An 18,076-nucleotide genomic window follows, 5' to 3' on the forward strand; every position below is an offset into this window, starting at 1 on the left:
ATATCAATTGCCCCATGGGTGCGCCGGACGCATTCTCCTCATACCGCCCAGCAGGCGCAGCCGAGCGCGCCGAAGAATCCCTTGAGATCGCCGACCGGCAGTTTCGATGTCCAGGCGGCGGCATGGTCGTGGCCGTGCACGCCGCAGGCGCTGGCGCAGCCGCATGCCGAGATCGCCGCCCGGCGCAATGATCGTCTGCCCGCGCCTTCCGGCTCCGCCCAGGCCGCGTAGCCGCCGAAGGTCCTGACCGGGGACCAGTCGGGCATGGGCGGCGGCACAGAGTTTTCGTCGAGGTTGTCGAAGTCGCCTGCGCCATAGACAACCCTTCCACCGACCATCGTCAAGTCGGAGGTCAGGAAGGAGATTTCGTCTTCTGCGCAGGTGAAGAAGTCCTTGTCGGGGATGACGAGATCGGCGAACTGGCCCACTTCGATGCGACCCTTCCTGCCCTCCTCGTTGGAGAACCAGGTGACATTTTCCGTCCACATCCGAAGCGCCGTTTCGCGATCAAGGCAGTTGCGGCGTGGATAGAGCGCGGTGCCGCCCACCGTCTTTCCGGTGATCATCCAGGCGAGCGAGATCCAGGGATTGTAGGAGGCGACGCGGGTCGCGTCCGTGCCGGCGGAGACCTTGACGCCCTTTTCCAGCATGCGGGCGATTGGTGGCGTCGCTTCCGCGGCCGCATGCCCATAGCGCTCGACGAAATATTCGCCCTGGAAGGCCATGCGATGCTGTACGGCGATACCGCCGCCGAGCGCGGCGACACGATCGATCGAGCGTTCCGAAATTGTCTCGGCATGGTCGAAGAACCAGTTGAGACCGGCGAGGGGGATGTCGCGGTTCACCGTCTCGAACACGTCGAGAGCGCGGGAAATCGTTTCATCGTAGGTGGCGTGCAAGCGCCAGGGCCAGCGATTTTCTGCAAGGATCCGCACGACCGCCTCGAGGTCTCCTTCCATTTCCGGCGGCATGTCCGGCCGGGGCTCGCGGAAGTCCTCGAAGTCAGCGGCGGAGAAGACGAGCATCTCGCCTGCGCCGTTGTGCCGGAAGTAGTCGTTGCCCTGCTTGTATTTGACGGATTTCGTCCAGTTGAGGAAATCTTCCTTCTCCTCCTTCGGCTTCTGGGTGAAGAGGTTGTAGGCCAGCCGCACGGTCATCTGGTTCTCGTCGGAGAGCTTCTGGATGACGGCATAGTCATCCGGATAGTTCTGGAAGCCGCCGCCGGCATCGATGACGGAGGTGACGCCGAGCCGGTTCAGTTCGCGCATGAAATGCCGGGTAGAATTGACCTGGTAGTCGAGGGGGAGCTTCGGTCCCTTGGCGAGCGTCGAATAGAGGATGCCGGCATTGGGTTTTGCCAGAAGCAGGCCCGTCGGATTGCCCTTCTCATCGCGGCTGATCTCGCCGCCGGGCGGGTTCGGCGTGTCCCGGGTGTAGCCGACGGCTCTGAGCGCGGCGCCGTTGAGCAGCGCCCGGTCATAGAGATGAAGCAGGAAGACCGGGGTGTCGGGTGCCACGGCATTGATATCATCGAGCGTTGGCAGCCGCCTTTCGGCGAACTGGTGTTCGGTGAAACCGCCGACGACGCGCACCCATTGTGGTGGCGGCGTGTTTGCCACCTGCCGCTTTAGCATATCCATGGCGTCGGCCAGCGAGCGCACGCCGTCCCAGCGCAGTTCCATGTTGAAGTTGAGGCCACCGCGCACGACGTGGGTATGGTTGTCGCAAAGGCCGGGCAGTGCGCTTCGGCCCTTGAGGTCGATAACCCGCGTGGCAGGCCCGGCAAACGCCATTACCTCCTGCTCCTCGCCGACGGCAAGGAAGGTGCCGGCGGCAATCGCCACGGCGCTCGCCTTCGGCTTGCTGCGGTCGAGGGTCGTAAAACGGCCATTGCGGAGGATGAGGTCAGCGGTCATCGCTTCGGGCTCCTGTTGGGCACGCGCGGAAACGCCACTGCCCAAAGCAAGGGCGGCGGCCGTTGCACCCAGAAAATTGCGGCGTGTCGGCATCATGTCTGTTTCCTGTCTGGCGGTTCGCCTCCCTTCGGCAGTTCACCGAAGACGTGCGGTTTGACGTGATGGTGCAGCCAGGATTGGCCTGCCATCTCCCGGTTCCAGAGCGATCTGGCGAGCGGCACGAGCTGCTCTCCGGCAAGCATGCCGAGGAGACCGACCAGTGCGACCACCGGCGGCGCTGGGGAGCGCACATTGAGAAGGCTGTAGATCACGCCGACGAGCAGGCCGGCGCCGAGCGAGAGCAGATACAGTTTCATCGCTGCGTCCTCCATCACGGATCGAGCGCCTCACAGCAGGAGCAGAGCCTGCAGAGGGGCACGGCAAACGGCTCAATGGCCCTCGGACGCACCGAACATGGTTTTGGCGTAGATGATGCCGAGGCCGTAAGCGCCGCCGAATTTTTTCGCGATGCCTGTCGTCAACTCATAGGTTTCGGCCCGGGCCCAGTCGCGCTGCAGCTCGAGCAGGTATTGCAGGGCAGTCATCGGGCGCACGCCCGCCTGCACCATGCGGTCCATGGCGCGGTCATGAGCTTCTGTGGAGATGTCACCGCAGGCATCGGCGATAACATAGACCTCGAAGCCCTGGTCGAGCGCCGATAGGGACGGACCGACGATACAGACCGAGGTCCACAGGCCGCACATGACCAGGCGCTTCTTGCCGATGCGGTTGACCTCGGCAATCACAGCGGCGTCTTCCCAGGTGTTCATCGAGGTGCGGTCAAGCAGCGGCTGGCCGGGAAAGGCGTCGGTGATCTCGCTGAACATCGGCCCTGAAAAGGTCTTCTCGGCAACTGTCGTCAGGATCGTCGAGACGCCGAACCCCTTTGCGCCATGGGCGACAAGAGCGGCATTGTTGCGCAGGTTCACCGCGTCGATCGATTTGGTCGCAAAGGACATCTGCGACTGGAAGTCGATCATGATCAGCGTGTGGTCGGCGGGGGATATCAGGAGGCTGCCTGGGGTGGGCGTGGCGTTCGGGGTCATGGACTTCTCCCTTTCTGGATGCCGGTTGGAGGTCTCCGGAACCCGAACTATGCCTTTCCGCCTTCTGTCGTTCTTGTCGCCTATGTCTGTCTTTTGAACATTTTGTCAGGTTTCTGAGTTGAATTTTCGTGCCTTTGCACGCTGACGGTACCTCTGGTCAGAACCGCCGGCTGCGCCGCCAGGCCCCCGGCGAAACCCCGACGATACGGGAGAAAATCCGCGTGAAATGGCTCTGGTCGGCAAAGCCGCAAGCCGCTGCGATCTCGCTGATCGAGAGCACGGAACGAGCAAGCAGGTCGCGCGCCTGGTCCATGCGTTCCTGCATCAGGAACTGGTGTGGCGTCTTGCCGGCCGTCGCGCGAAAAGCTCTCAGGAAAGCCCCCTCGGAAAGGTTGCAGGCATGCGCCAGTTCTCGGATGGAAAGGTCGCCGCCGAGACGGTTGCGCATCCATTCCCGGATCATGGCCATATGGCGCGGCGAAAGGCGGCGGCCGGCAACCCGCGCGGCCGCCGTTGTGCGGCCGGCATCGCCGTAGCGGTGTGTGACGTGAATGCCGATCGCCACCGAGAGCTGGTCGACGAATAGGGCGCTGCGTTCCAGTTGATCGGTCGTCGGGGCAAAAAGCGCGCCCATCAGTCCACTCAGCACGGGATCGGGTTGCGCATTGCAAGCCCGTAGCCCGCTGACGCCTTCGAGGTCTGCACTGTCGGCCAAGCGCTCGATCGTGCAGGGGCCGATCTCGATGAGCGCGAAGTCGAATGACCCGGTCAGCTCGGCGCGATAGGCATCCTGGAAGGAGCGCAGATAGACGGTGTTCTCCGCGAAGTCGTGCAGGGTCGAATGGTGCGGTTGGTAAATTCGTCGCCGGTGGCCGCCGGCAAGCGAGAGCCCCAGCAGGTAGCCGCGGCTGGTGGCAGGCGTCGCTACGGGCTCGGGCGGCGCCTTCTCCGCCTTCTTGCGATAGAACGTCATGCCGCCGGCATCGATGCGGCGGTCCTCCGCAAGCCGGGAGAGGCTGCACCCCAGGGTGTCCCGGGGCAAGGGGACAGCCGTCATCGAAGAGGCATTGCTCACGCCTTCATTCCTCTGAATCTTGTCTCCCCCCGAGGCAATTTACGCCGTGCGGGCCGGGTTCGCCAATCCAGAAATTTTAGGGTCGGTTGTCGCGGCGGAAGCGCGCCGGCGTCTCACCCGTCACCGCGGAGAAGGTCTTCGTCAGATGGCTCTGGTCGGCAAAGCCGCAGCTGATAGCGATCTCGGCGATGGAGATGTCGGTGCGCAGCAGGTCCTTGGCGTGGGCAATACGATATTCCATAAGCCAGCGCGCGGGCGTGCGCCCGAAGCTCGCCTTGAAGGCCTTTATGAAATAGCTTTGTGACAGTTCACAGCTTTCCGCCAGCTCGGCAATCGAGAACCGGCCGTCGAGGCGTGTGGAAAGGAATTCCAACGCGCGTTTTTCCTGCCAGGACGCCAGCGTGCCCTTGCGCTCGGCGGGGAAGTAGACGCCGCCATAGGTTTGAGTGAGGTGCGTCAGGATGGCCAGGCTGACCTGGTCCACGAACAGGCGGCTGGCCTCCCGCGGCCGTTCCAGCGCCGGCAGCAGTGCCTGGGCGAGGCCGAGCACGACGGCATCGACCGTGCCGGGCGGGCATTTGAAGCCCGACAGTTCGGGTCGGCCCAGCTCGTCGGCGAAGGCACGAACATGCCAGAAGGGAACCTGAAAGCGGACATTGTCGAAGGGCGAAAGATGATGGCAGCGCCATTCCTCGCGAAGATCGGTGATGGCAAGCGCTCCCTTGGGGTGCCCGCCTTCGAAGACCAGCGCCTCGCCCCGCCACAGCCGGTGCAGCCGGAAGTCGCGCAGCTGCGTGATGATGTGGAAGGCTTCCTCCCGCACGCTCGGTGGATCAGGAGCAAGATCGTCCCGGTCACAGCTCAGCCGCGTGATGACGAGTGGCGCGGCATGCAGGGTCGATCGGTGCAGGGCGGCGGTCGGGTCGATCGGGTCTGCGTCGTTCACCGTGTCCTCCTGCAATTGGTTGATGGACGGATAAAGAGTGCGTGTTTTCCCCCTGCCGAGGCAAAGGATTTTCCTTAGTGAAGGCGGTCCGTATATGCGTGCTGGCGGAAGGTTCGTGTAAAACCGTCGTCAGTTTCTCTGGCGCGCTCTGCGCGGATCCATATCAGCCATTGTGCGGGTGTCAGGCCCGTCGCGTCCTTGAATTCTTTCAGGAATTCATCCTCGGCAAGGCCTGCGGCCGTGGCGAGAAGAGAAAGCGGTGGCTCACCGTGCTGCACGGTGTGGCCACTTTCCGGCACTGCTGCTCCCGGGCGGGATGACTGCGGCGTGGCTGCCGAGGCATCGTCGGGCGTTTCGCCATACTGATGCAGGAGATGGGCGCAGATGGCGACCGCCATGTGACGCAACAGCGCCGGCGGCGAGGGTTGTCGGCCGCCTCCGAGCAAGACGAGGAGGGCCGTCCCGAGATTGCTCAGCACGCTGTCCGGCCTGCCGCGCCGGCAGGCTAGCCGGCGCTTTTCCGTGCCTTTGGAAAGGGTTGCGGCCTCCTCGAAAAGCGACTTCGGCAGGACGAAGGCCAAGGCGTTCAGCCGGCTGTGCAGGCGAATGGCGGCCCCTTCGTCGAGATCGACCAAGCAGATCGATCCGCGCTCGTAGCAGCGAACTGGCGTGCATGTTCCGTCCGGCCGAATATCCGCATGATCCACATCATCGAGATAGAGCATGAGAAAATAGGCGCTGCAGGCGGGAAGACGGATGTCGCACGGTTCTCCCATGCCGAGATCCTTGCGGATACTGGTGACGGAGAAGGTGGCGGATTTGATGGGGACGGTGGTGAGGCTGGGCGCTTCAGGTGTCCCGAAGCAGAGGCCTACGCAGCTGAGTTCTTTTTCTGGAAACGTCAACGGCAAACTCTCAATCCCTCCGGCTGAGCGATATCATCAAGGCGAGACCGGATGTTGCGCGACTTTAGGCCAGCCCGGTGCTGCATGCAACGCTCGGCGGCAGCCGCAAACAATTGCGATTAAGTCAATAATAAATGAATTATTATGTCTATTTTTATTTGGCGCCTGCGGATTTATCTGTTGCTCAACGAAGATATCCACGAGTGAGGACAACACCATGCTTACCCAGATCAAAGGCTTGCATCACGTCACCTCCATGGCTGCCGACGCCCAGGAAAACAACGATTTCTTCACCAAGACGCTCGGTCTGCGTCGGGTCAAGAAAACCGTGAATTTCGATGCGCCGGACGTCTACCACCTCTACTATGGCGACGAAAACGGCTCGGCCGGCACGGTCATGACCTATTTTCCCTTCCCGCACATCGCCAAGGGCAACCGCGGGGCGGGCGAAGTTTCCGAAACCGTGTTCTCTGTGCCGAAGGGCTCGCTCGGCTATTGGAAGGAACGATTTGCCGGAAAGGGTCTTGTTGGCCTCGCCGGAGATGAAGCCTTCGGCGAGAGGCGCCTGCGGTTCCTCGGCCCCGACGGTGACGGCTTTGCTCTTGCTGAGGTCGATGGTGATCGGCGGCTGCCTTTTGCCGGCGGACCGGTGCCCGGTGACGATGGCGTGCACGGCTTTCATGGCGTGACCATGCGGTTGCGCGACGGCGGGGCCACCGGCGAACTGCTGACGTTCATGGGTTACGAGGAAATCGATCGTCGCGGCGACCTGACACGATATGCCGTCAAGGACGGCAACGGCGCCGATTTCATCGATCTCGAAGTGTTGCCTGGCGCGCCGGCAGCGCGGCAGGGAGCGGGCTCCGTTCACCATGTCGCCTTCGCCGTCGAAGATCGTGCCGCCCAGGCCGAGGTGCGCAAGGCGCTGATGGATACCGGCTACCAGGTTACGCCGGTCATCGACCGCGACTATTTCTTCGCCATCTATTTCCGCACGCCCGGCGGCGTGCTGTTCGAGGTGGCAACGAACGAGCCCGGCTTCAACCGGGACGAGGACACCGCGCATCTCGGAGAGGCGCTGAAACTTCCGCGTCAGCACGCCCATCTGCGCGAACGGATCGAAGAGATCCTGCCGCCCATCGTCGATTAGGCCGACCCCGGCCGCCGGCCATCTTCGGCGGCCCCTTCATTCAAACACTTCCGCCAGCCGTCCACGGTTGCTTGCGGATTCGTTGCAAAGGAGATTCGCATGTCCCGCGACGCGTACCAACACGTCTCCAAAGCGCCGGCACCTGGCGCGCCGCTCGTTTTCACCTTCCATGGAACGGGTGGTGACGAGCATCAGTTCACAGGCCTCGTCGGCCAGATCCTGCCTGCGGCCGGCATCGTTTCGCCCCGCGGCGATGTTTCCGAACATGGCGCGAACCGCTTCTTCCGCCGTAAGGCCGAAGGGGTCTACGACATGGAGGACCTTGCCGTTCGCACGCGCAAGATGGCGGATTTCGTCCGTGCGCATAAGCAGGCCAATCCAGGCGTGCTGCTTTACGGCCTTGGCTATTCGAACGGTGCGAACATCCTCGCCTCGGTGCTGTTCGAGGCGCCCGACCTTTTCGATCGTGCGGTGCTGATGCATCCGCTGATCCCCTGGGCGCCGGCGCCGGATCCGACCCTTCTAGGCCGGGACATTCTGGTGACAGCCGGAAGGCGCGACCCGATCTGCCCGTTGCCCTTCACCGAAACGCTCGTTGCCCATTTCGAAGCGAAGGGAGCGAATGTCGAGCTCTTGCTGCACGATGGCGGCCACGAGGTGCGGCAGCCGGAGATCGAGGCCGTCACGACTTTCCTGACCCGGAAGACGTAGGCTGCATCCACCACCGATCTTCATGCGCATGTCTCCGGGAGTTTTTCGCCCCCGGGGGCGCCCGCCATTGCACGGCCCCCTTGTTCCGCGCGACTGGCGATCTTTGATGATCTCCGGGCTCCTGCTCGGGGTGGGTGGGATAGGCAGGGCAGTCTCGACCCTTTCCCCTGTCGTCGCCCTCGAGCGGTTCGACATCTCGACGGAGATTGCCGGACAGATTACAATCCGAAGTCTTAAATTGATTACGGATCGTCCGCATGGACCCCTTCAGCGACGTCATTGCATTGCTCCGGCCGAGCACTGCAATAGCCAAACCGATCAGTGGGCGCAGTACATGGGGCGTGCGCTATGCCGCTCACAAAGCGCCCGGATTTGCGGTCGTCCTGCAGGGCGAATGCTGGCTCTCCTTCGAGGGAGCGTTGCCGGTGCGATTCCAGACGGGCGACTTCCTCCTCCTCCCGACGACGCCACCTTTCACGATGGCGAGCCATCCCGACGTCAAAGGGGATTTGACGGATCCGCGCGAAGGGCCCGTCAGGCATGGTGAACAGGACGGGGACCCGGACTTCATCGCGCTGGGCGGCACCTTTCGTATCGAGCAGGCGAATGCTCCGCTGCTGCTGGCGCTGTTGCCATCGATCATCCGTATCCCGGCGGCGGAGGGGCGCGGCGGCAGGCTTCACCGGATGATCCAGCTCATCACGGAAGAATGCGTCCGCGACGAGCCCGGAAAGGAAATGCTGCTGCAGAGATTGCTGGAGATCCTCCTGGTCGAAGCCCTGCGGTGGCGCGGCATCGACGATGACGAGGACCGGACCGGCTTGCTCCGGGGGCTGCGGGATCCGGTTCTGGCGCGGGTATTGCGCGCCATCCACGCCGATGTCAGGGCGCGCTGGACGGTTGCGGATCTGGCAAAGACCGCGGGCCTGTCGCGTTCGGCATTTGCCGCCCGCTTTTGTGACGTGCTCGGATGCGGTCCCATCGAGTATCTCGCGCGCTGGCGCATGGCACTTGCGAAGGATGCACTGATCAACGCCACCAAGCCCCTTGACCGGATCGCCGACGAGATCGGCTATGAATCCGCGAGCGCCTTCAGCACCGCGTTCCGAAAGCGCGTCGGCTGCCCTCCCGGTCGGTTCGCCAAGACATACGAACAAGCGGTTTTGGACGATTGAGCAATCATTCTAGACGTCTGATTATATATCATCCAAACGGCGTGCGCTATCGAAGGGCCTCCCCAACATATGGAGGTTCTCGTGAAGACGATCCTGATTACCGGCAGTTCATCCGGCTACGGTCTTGAGACCGCATGCCATTTCCTCGCCAACGGGTGGACTGTCATCGCAACGATGCGCCGCCCGAACGCAGATATTCTCCCCCGTTCCGAGCGGTTGAGGATCCTGCCGCTCGATGTCACGAACGAAGAGAGCATTGCGGCCGCCGTCACCGCAGCCGGGCCTATCGACGCCCTCGTCAACAATGCCGGCATCGGTGTCGTTGGTGCGTTCGAGGCGATGTCGATGTCTCACGTCCGCAAGATATTCGACACCAACACCTTTGGTGTCATGGCGATGACCCAGGCGGTCATTCCACAAATGCGCGCACGGCGCACGGGTGTCATCGTCAATGTCACGTCGACGGTCACGCTCGCTGCAATGCCGCTCGCGGCGGCCTATACCGCGAGCAAGCAGGCGATCGAAGGTTTTACAGGCTCGCTGGCGCACGAACTCGCTTTCTTCGGAGTTCGCACCCGGCTCGTCGAGCCGGGCTACGGCCCGACCACGCGTTTCGCGCAGAACGCGGATGTGAAGGTGGAGGATCTGGTGCCACCGGAATATACACCCTTCGCAGCCCCGATCTTTGCCGCCTTCGCCAATCCCGGGGCGACCACCCGGGAGACTGACGTCGCAAGGGCTGTCTGGGCCGCGGTGCACGATACCTCCGGGCAGCTTCATTTCCCGGCGGGGGAGGACGCTCTGGCGCTGGCCGCGGCACGGTTCGGCAAGGCTCCGAGTGCTGTGCGCCTTGCATAGCCACGCAATGGCCGTTGGAGCGATGCTGCCACCCAGAGGCGTTGCTGCTTCTCGCCACCCGCTGTTTGGCAGCCTTACCCTGCGGCCCTGCATGGACGGCCAGCCCCAAGGGGCATGATTGCCGGCATGAAGCGGGGCGCTCGGGATGTGGTTTGCGAGGGTTCATTGAACCGGCGGCCTGCGCCCATCACCCCTCAGCAGCGCTGTAGTGTGCGGATAGAATATCGCCTGTTTGCTGGTTATAGGGACAAAGCGCTTTCCCGCGCATTGCGCCGGATTGTCTGAGGTGGTTGGCCAAGCGTTCGCAAGAAGGCCCGGCGCATCCGGTCGCTGTCTGCAAAGCCGGTCTCCGTGGCAATCACGTCCATGGAATGGCGCCCCTGTTCCATCATCAGCCGTGCCGCCTCCACGCGTAAGGTCTCGACAGCCTTGGCAGGCGACTGCCCTGTCTCCGAGCGGAAGGCTCGGCTGAACTGGCGCGGACTCAGACCTGCTGCATCGGCAAGCTTAACCACCGACAGGAGGCTGCGCAGGTTGGCCTTGGCATAGCCGATGGATTTCTGGATCCGGTCCGATTTCGCGTCCAGTTCGAGAAGGGCGGAAAACTGGGACTGGCCACCTGCTCTCCGGTGGTAGACCACGAGCTTGCGCGCGACGGCGCGCGCCACGGCCTGGCCATGGTCCTTCTCGATCATGGCAAGTGCCAGATCGATGCCGGCCGTCATCCCCGCCGAGGTCCAAACCGTACCGTCGACGATGAAGATTCGATCTTCCTCGACCCTGACGGCCGGGAAATGCTCCCTGAGCTGTCGGGCGAAGGCCCAGTGCGTCGTCGCACGGCGGCCGTCCAGCAAACCGGCCTCAGCAAGGATGAACGCTCCCGTGCAGGGCGCGGCCAGCCGCCGTGCGGTCTGGTGGGCGTGCTGCGCAAAATTGATCAGCGCCGGCGTCACCGGCTCGATTGCCGTGCCGGCGCCCAGCATGATCGTGTCGTAGCTCGCCTGGGGATTGAAGGCTTTCGAATTGACCCCGAAACCGGCGGACGACCTGACCTCGCCACCGGCTTCGGAAAGGAGTTCGATGCCGTAGGCGGCTTCCCCAAGATGGAGGTTAGTCATCTCGAAGGCGGTCACCGCGGCAAAGCCCATGAGCTGGAACCCGGGGAAAATGACATAGCCGACTGTGTGCATGGCGAACCGCGTCTGTCTGATAAGGACGTATGTAGCAGATTTATGCCACGGCGAGAAATCTGATACGCATCCAGGGCCGAGACTATGCCGACAATAGCCTCTTTTTGCGCTCGACGCCGTAGCGGGAGGCTGGCACGCTGCGCGACAGGTTGGGCATGAGCTTCTGCCGGGCGGCCTCGTAGGCTGCCCAGTCACCGATGTCGGGAAGCGACGGAATGGTGACCTGTTCGCCTATCTCCAGACCGGCCAGCGCAGCATCGACCATATCCTCCGCCGACATGACGATCTCGCTCGGCACATGTTCCAATGGCGTCCCGGCGATGCTCCAGAAGTCGGTTGCTGTCGCCCCCGGCAGAACGGCCTGCACACGGATACCCTTGCCGACCAACTCGCTCTGGAGCGACAGGCTGAAGGCAAGCACGAAGGCCTTGCTGGCGCCATACACACCGTTCAACCGTTCCGGCGCGACGCCGGCGATCGAGGCAATGTTGATGACGGTCCCCGCGCCACGGGCCACGAAGCCGGGTGCGGCAGCATAGGTCAACCGCGTCAGCGCGTTGACGTTCAGCGTCAGCATTTCTTCCATCTTGTCGATATCTGATGCCAGCAGCGGGGCCGTTGCACCGACACCGGCATTGTTGACCAGCATCGTTATGCCGGCGTCGGCGCGCAGCAGGGTCTCGACTTCAGCAAGGCCACCCTTTTGACCGAGATCCGCAGCGATAACCTCGACTGCGCGGCCGGTTTCATCGGCAAGGTGCTTGGCCGGATCCATGAGGCGCGCCCTGTTGCGGGCCACAAGGATGAGGTCGTAGCCTCGGCGCGACAGGCGGTCGGCATAAACCGCGCCTATGCCGGAGGATGCGCCGGTGATCAGCGCGGTGCCTTTCGAATTCTCGGTCATGACAATCTCCATCAGGTTGGAATGTATTGCCTGATGGTAGGACGAAATTCAGGCGTCTCAAATGTCATATATCCGTCGATTTGGGACACTCTGGCGACATTGATTGTGGCACGCTTCCTGAGGCTGACTCGGGTCGAGATCGGCGCAGGGTTCCACGACGGCCATTGATACGGATCGGATTGTGGGAAAGGACCAGGCGAGAGAGGCTTGAGTGAAAGAGAGGTCATTCGCGATAAGATCGAGGCTCGTCGCGCGCGCGATACCCATCCGTTTGGCGATGTGGATAATAGGCGTCGCGGGCGGAATGAAGGGACTGCAGGTCCCTCGATCCCGCCGCCGATGGATTGCGGGCCGGCCCGCAAGACCCATTGTCCTTCCCTTTGCACCTCCGGGAGCCGTGGTGTGACCACAACAGATCAAGCCGTTCCGCCAGCGCGCAAATCAGGGGCCGTTGGCCTGACCTTCCTGTTCACCGGTTTTATTGCGGCGGCCTACGGCTTCGGGGTCTATCTTTTCCCGGCCGTCATGCCGGACATGCTGGCGGCGCTCTCTCTGAATTACGGGCACGCCGGTACCATCATGGCGGCATCGCAGGCCGGCTTTCTGATTGCTGCGCTCATCAGCGGAATTCTGACGAACAGGATCGGCGCCTCTCGCCTCATTCTTCTCTCGATGGCCTGTTGCACGCTGTGCCTGCTGCTCGTGCCGCTCACGGAAGGCTTTACCGCCCTGGCGGTCGCTTTGTTCTTTACCGGTGCGGCGTCGGCTTCGGTCTGGGTGCCGATGGTCGTGGTCGCCAAGGCCCTCATTCCGGAAGCACATCAGGGAAAAGCCCTCGGTCTCATGTCGTCGGGTACGGCCTACGGTGTCTTCGTCAACGGGTCTGCCATCCCAGTCCTGCTGCCGGCCTATGGCTGGCAGTCGGTCTGGTTTTTTGTCGCAGCCCTCACAGGCCTGCTGTTCGTGTGGGGCTGGTATCGTCTGGCAGGGTTGGAAAAGACTGCCGGGATGCGTGGCGCCGCCGGAAGCGCCATGGAGCGCATGGATTTGCGCACGCTGGCGCAGCCTGCCTATCTCACGGTTCCCGCCATGATGTTTCTGAACGGCTTTTCTTGCATGCCGGCGCAGAACTATCTTGTCGCCTTCGTTCGCGATGAGCTTGGCCATGGCATCGACGCGGCAGGAGACGTCTGGAAGGTGATCGGTTTCATCGGCATGTTCGGCGGATTCCTCATGGGTATCCTTGCGGACAAGATAACGGTGAAGAAAGCCCTGGTCCTTGCCTATCTTCTGCTGGGCGTCTCTTTCGCAGCCTTTGCCGATCACCGGAGCCTTGTGGTGATCTATCTGGGGGCCGCCCTGTTCGGGCTGGCCTTCAACGCGATTTTCGGCCTCATTCCCGCCTATGTGAGCCTGGCCTATCCGACCAGGGCCACAGCCCTGATTTTTGGCATGGGAAATGTCATGCTCGGGCTGGGTGCCATGACCGGGAATTTTCTCGGCGGCGTCCTCAAGGACGAAAGCGGCTCGTTCCAGCAGATCTATATCGTTGCGCTTGTGTCGGCCGCCGCTCTCATCGTTCTCGCCATTTTCCTGCGGCGGCCGGGAGCAGCATCGTGACGCGCGATTTCTGCGCCGCGTTGAAGCTCCGGTCTTCCCGTTGTTTGCGCAGGCCTCAGCTCTTGACGGAGCCTGCCGTCATGCCCGCGAGGAAGTAGCGCTGGGCAACCAGATACAGCACGAGCAGCGGGAGTGATCCGAGCACGCTCATGGCCATCATCTCGTTCCACTCGAAGGCGTGCTGCCCCATGAGGAGTTGGATCCCGATCGGTACGGTGCGCAAATCCATGGACTTGGTCAGGGTGAGCGCGAAGAGAAACTCGTTCCATGCAAGCAGGAACGTATAGACTGCCGTCGCCACGATACCGGGGATCGACACAGGAACGATCACCCGCCACAGCGCCGTCCAACTGGAGCCGCCGTCAACCAGAACGGCTTCGTCGAGTTCCTTGGGCAAGGTGTTCAGATAGCCTGTCATGAGCAGGACCGCATAGGGAAGCGTGAAGACCAGATAGGTCAGGATCAGTGCAAGATAGGTGTCGAAGATCCGGAAGGCGACCACCATGCCGAAATAGGGGATGAGGAGGGTAATCGGCGGCACGGTCTGCGTGCTGATGATGAAGATGTTCAGGGTGCTCTTGAAACGGAACGAGTAGCGGCTGAAGGCGTAGGCGGTAAGGATCGCGATGAAGAGCGTCAGAGCCGTCACGACACCGGCAACGAAGTAGCTGTTGATGAAGAAGCGCACCTTCGTCGGATCATTGAAGATCGTCAGGTAGGCCGAAATCGTGAAGTCGTCCGGCAGCAACCGTGGCGGCAGGGCGAAAATCTCCGTGTTGGATTTCAGCGAACTGAAGAACATCCAGACGATCGGGAAGGCGGCGAAGACCAGGCCGACCGCAAGGCCGAGATAGGTGAGGGCCGTCGGCAGGATCGAGTTTTTGAAGGAACGCTTTGCCATGACCGACTACCTGCGCTGCTGGTGCTTGATGTAAAAATACGTCACGCTCATCGAGATGAGGAGGATGACGATGGCACTCGCCGAGGCCAGTGAGAATTCATATTGGGCGAAGGCCAGCTTGTAGGTGAAGGTGGACAGCATTTCCGTCGCATAGATCGGGCCGCCGCCGGTGGTCATCCAGACAAGCGGGAAGACCTGCATGGTCCAGATGAAATCGAGCAACGAGATGCTGATGATGATGGGCATCAGCTGCGGAATGGTGATGTACCAGAACTTCTGCAATTCATTGGCGCCATCGATGCCGGCCGCCTCGTAAAGTTCCTTTGGAATGCCCTGGAGGCCGGCGAGCAGGCTGACCATGAAGAGCGGGTATCCTGCCCAGATGTTTGCGAATGTCAGCGCGTGAATGGCCGTGCTGGTCGAGGAAAACCACTCCACCTTGAAGTCGATGATCCGCAGCGCCATCAGCACGCTGTTGACGACACCGTTCGGATCGAGCAGCAGGCGCCAGATGATGGCGATGATCACGGCGGTGAACAGCCAGGGAAGAATGAAGAGCACGCGCAGGATGCTGCGGATCAGCGGATCGACACGATCGGTGTTGAGCAGCAGTGCGAAAGCAAGGCCGAGGATGAAGTGGAAGACCACGCTCATCACGGTGAAGTAGATCGTCTGGTACAAGGACTGCCAGAAGACCGGGTTCTGGAAGATGGCGATGTAGTTCTGGAGCCCCGCGAAGGCGGCGTCCGGCTTCATGATGGCGCCGTCCATCAGCGAGTAGCGCAGAACCATTACCATCGGAAAGAGCATCAGGAGGACCAGCAGGAGCGTGGCCGGCGTCACGTAGAGATATGGCACCAGCTTGCGCAGCGTCTTGTAGCTAAGCTTGCCCTTCTTGTGTGCCTTCGGCGGTGCTGCGGCCTGGGCCGTCATGGAGTGGTTCATCGCGGGACTGTCCGATTTGCCGGGATTGACGACGACACCGGCAGGCCATGATCGACGCTGCCGGTGCTGTTGAGTGTGCCGGCTTAGAACTTGGCGAGCCAGGCCTTCTGTGTGTTTGCAGCGGCATCCTTGGCACTTTGGCCGCCATCGAACATCTTCTGCACCTCGACGTTCATGTTGCGCATCAGTTCCTCGGCGACCGGCAGGCCAACGAATTCGTTGGCCGGGTAGCCACTCTGGTAGATCTTGAAGGCTTCCGCGAAGATCGGATCGGAGGTCACGAAATCGGGCTTGGCATGAACGTTGCCCGGGAAGGCGTTGGCGATGGAGACAAGCCGCCCGTTGATCTCAGGGCTCATCAGGAATTCCACGAGCTTCCAGGCTTCTTCCTTGTGGGCGCTGCCTTCGCTGATGCCGATGCCCCAGGATGCATAGGGCATGCCGCGCTTGCCGGTATAGCCGTCGGCGGCGGGCAGGGCGGATATGCCGAAGTTCAGCTTCGGATTGCGCTCGCGGATCAGGTTCACATGGGCGAGCGTATCGACCATCATGCCGACGCGGCCGTTGACGAACTCCTCGACTTTGTCCTGTTCCTTCTTGGCAAAGATGCCGGGCGAAATCACACCGTCCTTGTTCAGCTGCTCGATGTATTCCAGCGTGCCGACGACAGCCTCGTTTTCGAGGTCCGGCTTGCCGTCCTTCATCATCGAGGCGCCGGACGACCAGACCCAGGACATGACGTCGTTCTGAATGCCGCTCGGCGACTGCAGCGAAAGCGGCAGAACCCAGCCGTACTGGTTCTTCGCGGCGTCCGTCATCTTCTTGGCGGCTTCGGCGAATTCGCTACGGGTCGAGGGCATCGTTTCGACGCCCGATGCCTTGGCGATATCCAGATTGACGAAGACGGGATAGACAAAGGACGCCAGCGGGAACATGACGCTCTTGCCATCGACCTTGACGATGTCGGCGATCTGGCTCTTGTCGTAGTTGGCCTTCTCCATCAGTTCGTCCATCGATGCGATGGCGCCCTGCTTCGAGAGGCCGTTGACCCATGCCCCGTCAAGGCCGACAACATCGCTGAGCGTGCCGGAGGCCGCGCCGACGACGATCTGGTCACGGGTCGTGGCATAGGGGCCGCTGACGAGCGTCACCTTGATGCCGGGATTCTTGGCCTCGAAATCATCCATGATGCCGCGCAGCGCGCCGGCGGGCATTTCCGGTTCCCACCACTGGATGAACTCGATGGTGGTGTCGGCAAAGGCCGACGTGGCGCAGAGGGCCCAGACCGCTGCGGCGGTCTTCAGAGTGTGGCTGAGTTTTTTGAAATCCATATCTGCCTCCCATTGGACTTTCAGGTGAGCGATCCTCTCCCAAGATCGTGACATGAGTAGCTGCCGGAACGATCCGACTGTCAACTGGGACGATTGCAAGTTGAATGATTTTATTGTCGAATGTCACATCAAGTATTTGATTTAAAGTAATAAAAAAAATTTGCGCGCGTGAATTTTTTGGTGAGGTTTCTGTTGCTTGTGATGTGTTTTTTCTTTACTTTCGTAAACAAACGAAAGTTCGTCGCTGCATCCCCATTCCCAGTGCTGGCAGCCCTTTCAGCCTGCGATGTGAGATTGTAGAGTGTCGCCCCCGCGATGAGGATTGGAATGGCTAAAAAGACTTACAGATCCATGGACGACTTTGCCGCCGCCTGCGGCGTGTCGCGGCCGACATTGTCGAAATATTTTGACGATCCGACACAGGTCAAGGAGGTGACGCGCAAGCGTATCGAGGCGGCGCTGAAGAAATCGAACTTCGAGCCGAACCTCTTCGCCAGGCATCTGAACCGCAAGCGGACGAAGAACATCGGCATCCTCGTTCCGAGCATGTCCGACCCGTTCTACGTGCAGGTGGTTTCGCTGATCGAGCTGGAGCTGCGCGCCAAGGGGTTCTGGCCCGTGCAGCTTTCTTCGCATACCCGGCCCGAACTCGAGGAGGAAGCGGTCCGCACGCTCCTTTCGCTCAAGGTTGCGGGGGCGATCGTGGCCCCGCTGGGCACGGGCTCCCGGCGTTCGGCACTTGGGCGCCTCACCGATGCGATTCCGGTCGTCTGTTTCGACAGCCCCTCGGCCTTCGATCTTCCCTTTGTGGGTAACGACAACACGCAGAGCATTGCGGCGATCGTGCAGTATCTGTGTCGCTCCGGCGAACCGCCGATTTTCCTCGACGTGCCGCATATGATGGCCAATACCAACGAGCGGACGGACAGCTACCGCGTCACGATGCAGCGCGAAGGCCACGAACCGCTCGTGATCGCGTGCGAATCGCTCCCCTCGTGGGAGTTCGAGCGACTTGGCTACGAGCAGGTGGAGCGAATGCTGGCAAGAGGCGGCCTGCCGGGAAAGACGCTGTTGTGCGCCAACGATCGCTTCGCCTTTGGCGCCATGGCGGCCGCCTTCGCCTCGGGGCTGAAGATCGGGCGGGCGGATGGGTGCGATATCCGCATTGCCGGCCACGACGACCATCCGCTCAGTCGGTACACATGCCCTTCGCTGACGACGATGGCTCAGAACGCATCCGAAATCGCGGCCAGGGCCGTCGAGCTTCTGCTGAAAAGCATCGAGGACGAGGAGGCCGACCGCAAGGTGGCACCGTCCCGCGTGATCCTCGAGGCGACCCTCGTCATGCGCGAGTCCGCCTGAGG

The 18,076-nt window shown here is 61.8% G+C and carries 17 protein-coding genes; 6 read left to right on the forward strand and 11 right to left on the reverse strand.

The genetic code is table 11. The features are described 5' to 3' along the window. Window positions 1-38 precede the first annotated feature (38 nt). The 6 genes from P9A16_RS23585 to P9A16_RS23610 form a co-directional block, all read right to left on the reverse strand. Complete coding sequence (locus P9A16_RS23585; protein ID WP_081870471.1) at window positions 39-2,009, reverse strand: amidohydrolase; 1,971 nt, start codon at window positions 2,007-2,009, stop codon at window positions 39-41. Then, the gene (locus P9A16_RS23590; protein WP_023512489.1) at window positions 2,009-2,272 is read right to left on the reverse strand and encodes a XapX domain-containing protein; all 264 of its coding nucleotides are present in this window, start codon (window positions 2,270-2,272) and stop codon (window positions 2,009-2,011) included. Before P9A16_RS23590 ends, P9A16_RS23585 begins: the two co-directional genes overlap by 1 nt. A 72-nt stretch (window positions 2,273-2,344) precedes the next feature. Continuing rightward, a complete protein-coding gene (locus P9A16_RS23595) occupies window positions 2,345-3,001 on the reverse strand; it encodes a hydrolase (protein WP_023512490.1) in 657 nt (218 codons plus the stop codon). A gap of 157 nt (window positions 3,002-3,158) precedes the next feature. Continuing rightward, the gene (locus P9A16_RS23600; protein ID WP_023512491.1) at window positions 3,159-4,076 is read right to left on the reverse strand and encodes a helix-turn-helix domain-containing protein; all 918 of its coding nucleotides are present in this window, start codon (window positions 4,074-4,076) and stop codon (window positions 3,159-3,161) included. A 76-nt stretch (window positions 4,077-4,152) separates the two neighbouring features. Continuing rightward, entirely contained in the window at window positions 4,153-5,022 is an 870-nt protein-coding gene (locus P9A16_RS23605; RefSeq protein ID WP_023512492.1) for a helix-turn-helix transcriptional regulator, read from the reverse strand. Between the two features lie 74 nt (window positions 5,023-5,096). Beyond that, window positions 5,097-5,798, reverse strand: coding sequence for an AraC family transcriptional regulator (locus tag P9A16_RS23610; RefSeq protein ID WP_156031751.1), 702 nt, complete (start codon window positions 5,796-5,798; stop codon window positions 5,097-5,099). A gap of 346 nt (window positions 5,799-6,144) precedes the next feature. Between P9A16_RS23610 and P9A16_RS23615 the strand changes: the two genes are divergently transcribed. The 4 genes from P9A16_RS23615 to P9A16_RS23630 all read left to right on the forward strand — a co-directional run bounded on the left by P9A16_RS23615 (window position 6,145) and on the right by P9A16_RS23630 (window position 9,821). Continuing rightward, window positions 6,145-7,077, forward strand: coding sequence for a ring-cleaving dioxygenase (locus P9A16_RS23615; protein ID WP_023514671.1), 933 nt, complete (start codon window positions 6,145-6,147; stop codon window positions 7,075-7,077). 99 nt (window positions 7,078-7,176) lie between these two features. Then, entirely contained in the window at window positions 7,177-7,788 is a 612-nt protein-coding gene (locus P9A16_RS23620; protein ID WP_023514672.1) for an alpha/beta hydrolase, read from the forward strand. A gap of 257 nt (window positions 7,789-8,045) precedes the next feature. Then, window positions 8,046-8,963: an AraC family transcriptional regulator gene (locus P9A16_RS23625; RefSeq protein WP_023514673.1), complete on the forward strand. Its 918-nt coding sequence runs from the start codon at window positions 8,046-8,048 to the stop codon at window positions 8,961-8,963. An 81-nt stretch (window positions 8,964-9,044) separates the two neighbouring features. Next, window positions 9,045-9,821: an SDR family oxidoreductase gene (locus P9A16_RS23630; protein ID WP_024269893.1), complete on the forward strand. Its 777-nt coding sequence runs from the start codon at window positions 9,045-9,047 to the stop codon at window positions 9,819-9,821. A 239-nt stretch (window positions 9,822-10,060) separates the two neighbouring features. Here P9A16_RS23630 and P9A16_RS23635 read toward each other — a convergent pair whose 3' ends face one another. Together P9A16_RS23635 and P9A16_RS23640 are read right to left on the reverse strand one after the other, a co-directional pair. After that, a complete protein-coding gene (locus tag P9A16_RS23635) occupies window positions 10,061-11,011 on the reverse strand; it encodes a GlxA family transcriptional regulator (protein ID WP_024269894.1) in 951 nt (316 codons plus the stop codon). A gap of 82 nt (window positions 11,012-11,093) precedes the next feature. Then, window positions 11,094-11,915, reverse strand: coding sequence for an SDR family NAD(P)-dependent oxidoreductase (locus P9A16_RS23640; protein WP_023515914.1), 822 nt, complete (start codon window positions 11,913-11,915; stop codon window positions 11,094-11,096). 207 nt (window positions 11,916-12,122) lie between these two features. Here P9A16_RS23640 and P9A16_RS23645 point away from each other — a divergent pair, with 207 nt between their 5' ends. Further along, window positions 12,123-13,535, forward strand: coding sequence for an MFS transporter (locus P9A16_RS23645; RefSeq protein WP_156031754.1), 1,413 nt, complete (start codon window positions 12,123-12,125; stop codon window positions 13,533-13,535). 55 nt (window positions 13,536-13,590) lie between these two features. Here the strand turns inward: P9A16_RS23645 and P9A16_RS23650 are convergent, their stop codons facing one another. The 3 genes from P9A16_RS23650 to P9A16_RS23660 all read right to left on the reverse strand — a co-directional run bounded on the left by P9A16_RS23650 (window position 13,591) and on the right by P9A16_RS23660 (window position 16,712). Next, a complete protein-coding gene (locus P9A16_RS23650; protein ID WP_024269896.1) occupies window positions 13,591-14,436 on the reverse strand; it encodes a carbohydrate ABC transporter permease in 846 nt (281 codons plus the stop codon). 6 nt (window positions 14,437-14,442) lie between these two features. Next, window positions 14,443-15,381 carry a carbohydrate ABC transporter permease gene (locus P9A16_RS23655; protein WP_024269897.1) on the reverse strand — a complete coding sequence of 313 codons (939 nt, stop codon included), beginning with the start codon at window positions 15,379-15,381 and terminating at the stop codon, window positions 14,443-14,445. Window positions 15,382-15,464: 83 nt separating this feature from the next. Continuing rightward, entirely contained in the window at window positions 15,465-16,712 is a 1,248-nt protein-coding gene (locus P9A16_RS23660; protein ID WP_023517359.1) for an ABC transporter substrate-binding protein, read from the reverse strand. A 327-nt stretch (window positions 16,713-17,039) separates the two neighbouring features. On the opposite strand from P9A16_RS23660, the gene P9A16_RS23665 reads away from it, so the two are divergent. After that, entirely contained in the window at window positions 17,040-18,074 is a 1,035-nt protein-coding gene (locus tag P9A16_RS23665) for a LacI family DNA-binding transcriptional regulator (RefSeq protein ID WP_024269898.1), read from the forward strand. Window positions 18,075-18,076 lie beyond the last annotated feature (2 nt).

The organism is Shinella sp. 838, assembly GCF_029623935.1.
GTDB lineage: Bacteria > Pseudomonadota > Alphaproteobacteria > Rhizobiales > Rhizobiaceae > Shinella.

What these genes read in the sequence shown, in the direction of transcription:
- P9A16_RS23585 (WP_081870471.1), bottom strand. Translation starts at nt 2,009, where the DNA reads ATGCCGACACGCCGCAATTTTCTGGGTGCAACGGCCGCCGCCCTTGCT.
- P9A16_RS23590 (WP_023512489.1), bottom strand. Translation starts at nt 2,272, where the DNA reads ATGAAACTGTATCTGCTCTCGCTCGGCGCCGGCCTGCTCGTCGGCGTG.
- P9A16_RS23595 (WP_023512490.1), bottom strand. Translation starts at nt 3,001, where the DNA reads ATGACCCCGAACGCCACGCCCACCCCAGGCAGCCTCCTGATATCCCCC.
- P9A16_RS23610 (WP_156031751.1), bottom strand. Translation starts at nt 5,798, where the DNA reads ATGGGAGAACCGTGCGACATCCGTCTTCCCGCCTGCAGCGCCTATTTT.
- P9A16_RS23615 (WP_023514671.1), top strand. Translation starts at nt 6,145, where the DNA reads ATGCTTACCCAGATCAAAGGCTTGCATCACGTCACCTCCATGGCTGCC.
- P9A16_RS23620 (WP_023514672.1), top strand. Translation starts at nt 7,177, where the DNA reads ATGTCCCGCGACGCGTACCAACACGTCTCCAAAGCGCCGGCACCTGGC.
- P9A16_RS23625 (WP_023514673.1), top strand. Translation starts at nt 8,046, where the DNA reads ATGGACCCCTTCAGCGACGTCATTGCATTGCTCCGGCCGAGCACTGCA.
- P9A16_RS23635 (WP_024269894.1), bottom strand. Translation starts at nt 11,011, where the DNA reads ATGCACACAGTCGGCTATGTCATTTTCCCCGGGTTCCAGCTCATGGGC.
- P9A16_RS23640 (WP_023515914.1), bottom strand. Translation starts at nt 11,915, where the DNA reads ATGACCGAGAATTCGAAAGGCACCGCGCTGATCACCGGCGCATCCTCC.
- P9A16_RS23650 (WP_024269896.1), bottom strand. Translation starts at nt 14,436, where the DNA reads ATGGCAAAGCGTTCCTTCAAAAACTCGATCCTGCCGACGGCCCTCACC.
- P9A16_RS23655 (WP_024269897.1), bottom strand. Translation starts at nt 15,381, where the DNA reads ATGAACCACTCCATGACGGCCCAGGCCGCAGCACCGCCGAAGGCACAC.
- P9A16_RS23660 (WP_023517359.1), bottom strand. Translation starts at nt 16,712, where the DNA reads ATGGATTTCAAAAAACTCAGCCACACTCTGAAGACCGCCGCAGCGGTC.
- P9A16_RS23665 (WP_024269898.1), top strand. Translation starts at nt 17,040, where the DNA reads ATGGCTAAAAAGACTTACAGATCCATGGACGACTTTGCCGCCGCCTGC.